This window comes from Micrococcus sp. ACRRV (assembly GCF_022346985.1).
Lineage (GTDB): Bacteria > Actinomycetota > Actinomycetes > Actinomycetales > Micrococcaceae > Micrococcus > Micrococcus porci.
In genome coordinates this window covers 1-578 of record NZ_JAKRNH010000229.1, presented here as the reverse complement: position 1 = coordinate 578, position 578 = coordinate 1, and the positions used below count along the sequence as shown (strand labels likewise).

The window sequence follows — 578 nt, the reverse complement described above, 5'->3', positions numbered from 1 at the left end:
CCCGCATTCTGGCCGGCCAGTACCTCGGATTCGCCGGCATCCTCGGTGCCGCGGTCCTGGTGACCATCGGCGCCGGAGCATTCCTGCCCTCGGCAGCCATCCCGTACTTCGGTCTCATCCCGCTGGGCCTCGGCCTCTGGGCCGCATGGCAGGCCTGGCGCGGAGACGATGACGACGATGACGACGAGGCCAAGGTTGCCGGCAAGAAGGTCGGCGTGTGGACAGTCGCAGGCGTCACCCTTGCCAACGGCGGCGACAACATCGGCGTCTACACCCCTGTCTTCCTCAGCGTGAAACCTCTCGCCGTAGTCGCCTACTGCATCGTCTTCCTCGCGCTCGTCGCGGTCCTGGTGGCCCTGGCAAAGTTCGTCGCCACCCGCCCCCCGATCGCCGAAGTGCTCGAACGCTGGGAGCACGTCCTCTTCCCCATCGTTCTCATCGGCCTCGGCATCGTGATCCTCGTCAGCGGCGGAGCCTTCGGACTCTGACGTAGCGGCAGCGATCCAAACGGCCCCGACCGGGCGCACCCCTCTCGGTTCAGACCGCGACACCTACCTGCAGCCAGTCCTGCGTGATCG

General features: G+C 67.1%; 1 protein-coding gene. It reads left to right on the top strand.

Annotation, left to right across the window (positions count from 1 at the left end):
• A partial coding sequence (locus MHY29_RS12245; RefSeq protein WP_239241600.1) for a cadmium resistance transporter occupies positions 1 to 488 on the top strand: 488 nt, incomplete at its 5' end.
• Between the last annotated feature and the right edge of the window lie 90 nt (positions 489 to 578).